At 70.1% G+C, this 6,070-nt stretch carries 7 protein-coding genes; 6 read left to right on the top strand and 1 reads right to left on the bottom strand.

Annotated elements, in window-relative coordinates; genetic code table 11:
* Together glgB and ACFYX0_RS29900 are read left to right on the top strand one after the other, a co-directional pair.
* Positions 1 to 1,049, top strand: a 1,049-nt coding sequence (gene glgB, locus ACFYX0_RS29905; RefSeq protein ID WP_388974635.1) for a 1,4-alpha-glucan branching enzyme, incomplete at its 5' end; no start/stop codon positions are given.
* 320 nt (positions 1,050 to 1,369) lie between these two features.
* A complete protein-coding gene (locus tag ACFYX0_RS29900) occupies positions 1,370 to 2,164 on the top strand; it encodes a SigB/SigF/SigG family RNA polymerase sigma factor (RefSeq protein WP_355915718.1) in 795 nt (264 codons plus the stop codon).
* A gap of 304 nt (positions 2,165 to 2,468) precedes the next feature.
* Here ACFYX0_RS29900 and ACFYX0_RS29895 read toward each other — a convergent pair whose 3' ends face one another.
* Positions 2,469 to 2,828, bottom strand: coding sequence for an ANTAR domain-containing protein (locus ACFYX0_RS29895; protein ID WP_388974633.1), 360 nt, complete (start codon positions 2,826 to 2,828; stop codon positions 2,469 to 2,471).
* A gap of 137 nt (positions 2,829 to 2,965) precedes the next feature.
* Here ACFYX0_RS29895 and ACFYX0_RS29890 point away from each other — a divergent pair, with 137 nt between their 5' ends.
* The 4 genes from ACFYX0_RS29890 to ACFYX0_RS29875 all read left to right on the top strand — a co-directional run bounded on the left by ACFYX0_RS29890 (position 2,966) and on the right by ACFYX0_RS29875 (position 6,047).
* Positions 2,966 to 3,667, top strand: a complete 702-nt coding sequence (locus ACFYX0_RS29890; protein ID WP_355915721.1) for a UdgX family uracil-DNA binding protein — start codon at positions 2,966 to 2,968, stop codon at positions 3,665 to 3,667.
* An 81-nt stretch (positions 3,668 to 3,748) separates the two neighbouring features.
* Entirely contained in the window at positions 3,749 to 4,429 is a 681-nt protein-coding gene (locus tag ACFYX0_RS29885; protein WP_388974631.1) for an ABC transporter permease, read from the top strand.
* Positions 4,426 to 5,097: an ABC transporter permease gene (locus ACFYX0_RS29880; RefSeq protein WP_388974641.1), complete on the top strand. Its 672-nt coding sequence runs from the start codon at positions 4,426 to 4,428 to the stop codon at positions 5,095 to 5,097. Before ACFYX0_RS29885 ends, ACFYX0_RS29880 begins: the two co-directional genes overlap by 4 nt.
* Entirely contained in the window at positions 5,094 to 6,047 is a 954-nt protein-coding gene (locus ACFYX0_RS29875; protein ID WP_388974630.1) for an ABC transporter substrate-binding protein, read from the top strand. The genes ACFYX0_RS29880 and ACFYX0_RS29875 overlap by 4 nt, the downstream gene beginning before the upstream one ends.
* Positions 6,048 to 6,070: the final 23 nt, after the last annotated feature.

Genomic DNA, 6,070 nt, shown 5'->3' with positions numbered 1-6,070 from the left:
TCGCCAACGCCGTGTACTGGTGCGAGGAGTTCCACATCGACGGCCTGCGGGTGGACGCGGTCGCCTCCATGCTCTATCTGGACTACTCACGCGAGCACGGCCAGTGGCGGCCGAACGAGCACGGCGGGAACGAGGATCCGGACGCGGTCGCGTTTCTGCAGGAGATGAACGCCGCGGTCTACCGACGGTGCCCCGGGGCGATCACCATCGCCGAGGAGTCCACGGCCTGGGACGGCGTCACCCGGCCCACCGACCACGGCGGACTCGGCTTCGGCCTGAAGTGGAACATGGGCTGGATGCACGACTCGCTCGTCTACGTGTCCAAGGACCCCGTGCACCGCAGGTACCACCACAACGAGATGACCTTCTCGATGGTGTACGCGTACAGCGAGAACTATGTCCTGCCCATCTCGCACGACGAGGTGGTGCACGGCAAGCGGTCGCTGGTGTCGAAGATGCCCGGCGACTGGTGGCGGCAGCGTGCCAATCTCCGTGCCTATCTGGGCTTCATGTGGTCCCACCCGGGCAAGCAGCTCCTGTTCATGGGACAGGAGTTCGCCCAGGGCGACGAATGGTCCCAGGCCCATGGCCCCGACTGGTGGCTGCTCGACGCGGGCTACGGTGCCGCCGCCGACCACCGGGGCGTGCGCGACCTCGTGCGTGACCTGAACGCGATCTATCTGCGCACCCCGGCCCTGTGGCAGTGCGACACCCGGCCCGCGGGCTTCCGCTGGGTGCTCTGCGACGGCGCCGACGACAACGTCTTCGCGTTCCTGCGCTTCGACGCGGACGGCACCCCCCTGCTCGCCGTGTCCAACTTCTCGCCGGTCGTACGCCACCACTACCGTCTGGACGTGCCCGACGACGTGCCGGCCTGGGACGAGGTCCTCAACACCGACGCGGCTCGCTACGGCGGCAGCGACGTCCGCAACACCGGTCCCGTGACACCCGGCACCGGTCCCGGGCACGGCATCCGCCTCACGCTCCCACCGCTCGCCACGCTCTGGCTGTGTCCCGTCACGGAAAGCCCCACGGCCGGGGCCCGATGAATTCCCAGAAATTGCCCGGGCCGTGAAATTCCGTGCCCTGGTGCCCCGACCCATGCCTCGGCACTTTGCCCGGCGCATTGGCCGCTCACTTTTCGGAGCGATGAGATTCCCATGAGTAACTCCGGTGAGACGTGAAATGTTCCTTATGAATTGTTTGACGCCGGGAAAGCCGGGAATGGCTCATAAGAGTGCTTCGGACAGGAGGCACCTCCGTGGAAACTGGCCCAGCAGATCCCGGGTGTGTGACTCTCCGCGTGGTCCGTCGTTGCGCCTTCCCACGGTGACTGCCCAGTCAGCCCCTTGAGGGAGTTGAAAGCACGATGCGCATCACGGTCAAGGCGAAGCAGCATCCCCACGACGACGCACCCGACACCACCGACGCTTTCGCTCAACTGTGCGAACTGCCCGAGGGTCCCGAACGCCAGACACTGCGCGACGACATCGTGCGCTCCTGGCTGCCGATGGCCGACCGCATCGCCCGCCGGTATCGAGGGCGGGGCGAGTCGGTCGAGGACCTCTGCCAGGTCGCGGCGCTGGGACTCGTCAAGGCGGTCGACCGCTACGACCCGGGCCGGGGGTACGCCTTCGAGAGCTACGCCATCCCCACCATCACCGGTGAGATCAAGCGGCACTTCCGCGACCACATGTGGGTCCTGCATGTGCCCCGCCGGGTCCAGGACCTGCGGAATCGGGTGCGGACGGCGGCCAAGGAGATATCCCAGGAGACTCCTGGGCACGGCCCGACCGTCGCCGAGATCGCCGAGCACGCCCATCTCAGCGAAGAGGATGTCCGGGTGGGTCTGGAGGCGATGGACAGCTTCACCGCCCTGTCCCTGGACGCGGAGGTCGCGGGCAGCGACGACGGATACGCACTGGGCGACGCGCTCGGTGAGGCCGACTCCGGGTACGACCTGATCGTCGACCGCGAGGCCGTCAAACCGTGTCTGCGGTCGCTCCCGGAGCGCGAGCGCACCATCCTCTATCTGCGCTACTTCCGCGGAATGACCCAGAGTCGCATAGCGGACCAACTCGGTATTTCCCAGATGCATGTCTCACGGCTGCTCAGCGGATGCTGTGCCCGGATACGCGAGGAGGCGCTCGCCGATATTGCCTGACACCGGGCGACCCGATATCAAGCCTGATAGAGGCTGCGCTCCCGCCCGTGCAGCCGCATCGCATCCGGCCGTCCGGATCGGCCACTCGTCGACCGGACGGCCGTTAGCGGGCGGGCTCACTGCCGAACCCTCCCGGGAACGGCTTGGCAGTGCACCGCTCCTTCCGGACTATCCGTGAGAGGGTATTTGAAACACGCCGCCCGCAGGGCAACGCAGGGAAATCAACGGGTTATTGACCGGAGCCCCTGAAAACGGCCGCCACGGCCCGGACAGGGCCCGGCGGCAGCGAGGGCCGGGCGGGGACTCAGGGCGGGTCCTCCGGGAGCTGAGCCGGTCCGTAGCGGTCGAGCGTGGCCTCCAGCAGCTCCCGGACATCGGCCGGGAGCTCCCCGCCGCATCCCCAGATGACGATCAGCTCCGCGACATGGCGCAGCTTGATGTTCGCGTGCTGGGAGACCTCCCGGAGCACCTCCCATCCCTGCGCCGGGGTCACATGGCCCACAGCCACCAGCATCCCGATCGCCTGGTCCACGACCGCGTGCGAGGTGACGGCCTCCTTGAGCTGGCTGACCTCCTCCTCCAGCTCGACGATCCGCTCCGTGCCGGGCGCCGCGGCGTCCGGCTCCTGCTTCCCCGGCCTGCCCGGATGGGCGTCCATGGTCATCGGCCCCTCCGAGGCGGCGTGGCGCGTGCGATGTCGGCTCCCTCCATCGTCGCCACTCCGCCAGGGGTGTGCGAGCCGGGGGGAGGGGTACTCCGAGCTCTGGGCCCGGTACGGCGGGGCCCGGAAGCGAGGCCGTTATGAGCCGTTCCGACGACGCATCGGCCGAGGCCTACGACGCGACCCCCTTCCTGCCGGACGACGGCGAGCTGGCCGCGTACCGGCGTGCCGCCGCGGACTGCCGTGGCTGCCCGCTGTACGCGAACGCCACCCAGACCGTGTTCGGCAGCGGCGACACCTCGGCACGGGTCCTGCTGGTCGGGGAGCAGCCCGGCGACCAGGAGGACCGGCAGGGCGAGCCCTTCGTCGGACCGGCCGGACATCTGCTGGACCGGGCGCTGACGGAGGCGGGGATCGACCGCGGCACGGCCTACGTCACCAACGCGGTCAAGCACTTCAAGTTCACCGTGGTTCCCGAACGGGGCAAGCGACGCATCCACAAGGCGCCGAGCCTGCGAGAGCTGAGCGCCTGCAAGCCCTGGCTGCGCGCGGAACTGGACCTGGTCCGCCCCGAGGTCGTGGTGGCCCTCGGCGCCACCGCGGGCAAGGCGCTGCTGGGCAGCTCGTTCCGGGTGACCAAGGACCGGGGGAGCCTGCTGCTGATGCCCGGCGCCGACGAGCAGTACGTCGTGGCGACCGTGCACCCCTCGGCGATCCTGCGCGCCGACGACCGGGAGGCCGCGTACGCCGGTCTCGTCTCGGACCTGAAGGTGGCGGCACGGGCCCTGAACGGGCAGGGCCAGGAGAGACCACGGGCCCCGAAGGGGCGGCAGAGCGGGTGAGACATCGAGCGGGCCGGGGGACAGCCCCGGACGGACCCCCACGACCTGCGGCCGCGCTCGCCCGTCCGGTGCAATGGACCCGTGACCGCGCCCCCGGACGACTGCCTGGCCCGTAACGAGTGGATCTGCGGCGCGTATGTGCGCACCCGCCGCCATATCCTCCTGGACGCGGTGGCCGAGCATCTGCAGCTGACCGCGGCCTCCGTGCTCATCGGGCTCGTCGTCGCCGTGCCCCTGGCCCTGCTGGCGCGCCGCTGGACCGGGATCGCCGGGCCCGTCCTCGCGGGCACCACGATCCTCTACACCATTCCGTCCCTGGCGATGTTCTCGCTGCTGCTGCCCCTGTACGGACTGTCACCCGCCCTGGTGGTCGCCGGTCTCGTCCTCTATTCGCTCACCCTGCTCGTGCGGAACCTCCTCGCCGGGCTGCGCGCCGTCCCCGAGGAGACCCGGCAGGCAGCCCACGGCATGGGATACGGCCCCGTCCGGCTGCTGCTCACCGTGGAACTCCCGCTCGCCCTGCCCGCCGCCATGGCCGGCCTCCGCATCGCCACGGTGTCCGCGGTCTCCCTGGTCACCGTCGGGGCGATCGTCGGCTTCGGCGGACTCGGGAACCTGATCTACGCGGGCATGAACACGTACTTCAAGGCGCAGGTGCTGACCGCGTCCGTGCTCTGTGTGCTGATCGCCGTGGCCGCCGATCTGCTGCTGCTCGGCGTGCAGTGGCTGATCACCCCCTGGGCGAGATCGGCACGCGGATGACGACCCCCGGCGAAGCCTGGCACTGGCTCACCGACCCCGCGCACTGGTCGGGCGACGACGGCATCGGGCACCGGCTGACGCAGCACGTCCTCCTCACCATCGGCTGTCTCGTCGTCAGCTGCGCGATCGCCCTGCCGGTCGCCCTGGTACTCGGCCATCTCGGCCGGGGTGGCGCGCTCGCCGTCAACATCTCCAACATCGGCCGTGCCGTCCCCACCTTCGCCGTCCTGGTGCTTCTGCTGCTCACCCCGCTCGGCCGCTGGGGGGAGGGGCCCACCGTCGTGGCCCTCGTGCTGTTCGCCGTACCGCCCCTGCTCACCAACGCCTACGTCGGCATGCGCGAGGTCGACCGCAGCGTCGTGCGGGCGGCGCGGGGCATGGGGATGACGGGCCGGCAGACACTGCTGCGTGTCGAACTTCCCCTCGCGCTCCCGATGGTCCTCAACGGGGTGCGGATCGCCGCCGTGCAGCTCGTCGCGACCGCGACCATCGCCGCGCTCACGGGCGGAGGGGGACTGGGCCGGATCATCACCGCCGGCTTCAACCTGGCGAGCACACCGCAGGTGGTGGCCGGGGCCGTGCTGGTGGCGGCGCTGGCGCTGATCGTGGAGGGGGTCTTCGAGGCCGTGGAGCGACTGGCCCCGTCCCGCGTCCGAGGCGCGCGATGAGACGGTTCGCGGCGGTCGTGCCCCTGCTCCTCGGGTGCCTCATGGGCCTGCTCGCCGACTGCGCCACGGGTCCTTCCCTGGAGACCCGCGGCCGGGTCACCGCGGCGCCCCGCGACAGCGGACATCTGACCGTCGGCTCGGCCGGCTTCACCGAGAGCGATCTGCTCGCCCAGATGTACGCCCTGCTGCTGAACCGCGCGGGCTACAAGACATCGCTCATCACCGTCGCCAACCGTGAGCTGTACGAACCCGCCCTGGAATCCGGGCAGATCGACGTCGTCCCCGAGTACGCGGCCACCTTCGCGGACTGGCTCAACGCCAGGGCCCACGGACCCGACGCCCCTCCCGTCGGCTCACCGGACCTCGACGCCACCATGAAGGCCCTGCGCGCCCTCGCCGCGCCCCGTGGGCTCACCGTGCTCGACCCTGGCCGGGCGGTCGACCAAAATGCCTTCGCCGTGTCGGGGGCCTACGCCCGTGAGCACCGCGTGCGGACGCTGAGCGATCTCGGCCGGTCCGGGCTGAAGGTAAGGCTCGCGGCGGGCGACGAATGCGTTCGGCGGCCGTACTGCGCACCGGGACTGAGGAAGGTGTACGGCATCGACGTCATCGGCGTCGACCCCAAGGGCGTCGGTACCACCCAGGCCAAGCGGTCCGTGCAGAGCGGACGGAACCAGATGGTGCTGACCACCACCACGGACGCGACCCTCGACACCTTCGGACTGGTTCTGCTCGCGGACGACAGACATCTGCAGAACGCGGACTACATCGTCCCGGTCGTGAGCCGCTCCCGCGCCGGCGGCACACGCGTCGCCCAAGCGCTCGGCGCCCTGAACTCCGTTCTCACCACACAGGATCTGGCGTCGATGAACCAGCAGGTCGACAGCTGGCGCCGACTGCCGCAGGACGTGGCCCGCGCCTATCTGAAGGCCAAGGGCCTGCTGAAGTGACGCGGCCCCGAGGCCGTGCCGAC

Source organism: Streptomyces sp. NPDC002573 (genome assembly GCF_042889625.1).
GTDB classification, from domain to species: Bacteria; Actinomycetota; Actinomycetes; order Streptomycetales; family Streptomycetaceae; genus Streptomyces; species Streptomyces gibsoniae.
The sequence above is the reverse complement of the archived record's forward strand: the minus strand, read 5'-3'. Positions and strand labels throughout refer to the sequence as shown.

Bases quoted from the DNA above. Each gene is read 5' to 3' on its own strand.
- ACFYX0_RS29900 (WP_355915718.1), top strand. From the start codon at position 1,370: ATGCGCATCACGGTCAAGGCGAAGCAGCATCCCCACGACGACGCACCC.
- ACFYX0_RS29895 (WP_388974633.1), bottom strand. From the start codon at position 2,828: ATGACCATGGACGCCCATCCGGGCAGGCCGGGGAAGCAGGAGCCGGAC.
- ACFYX0_RS29890 (WP_355915721.1), top strand. From the start codon at position 2,966: ATGAGCCGTTCCGACGACGCATCGGCCGAGGCCTACGACGCGACCCCC.
- ACFYX0_RS29880 (WP_388974641.1), top strand. From the start codon at position 4,426: ATGACGACCCCCGGCGAAGCCTGGCACTGGCTCACCGACCCCGCGCAC.
- ACFYX0_RS29875 (WP_388974630.1), top strand. From the start codon at position 5,094: ATGAGACGGTTCGCGGCGGTCGTGCCCCTGCTCCTCGGGTGCCTCATG.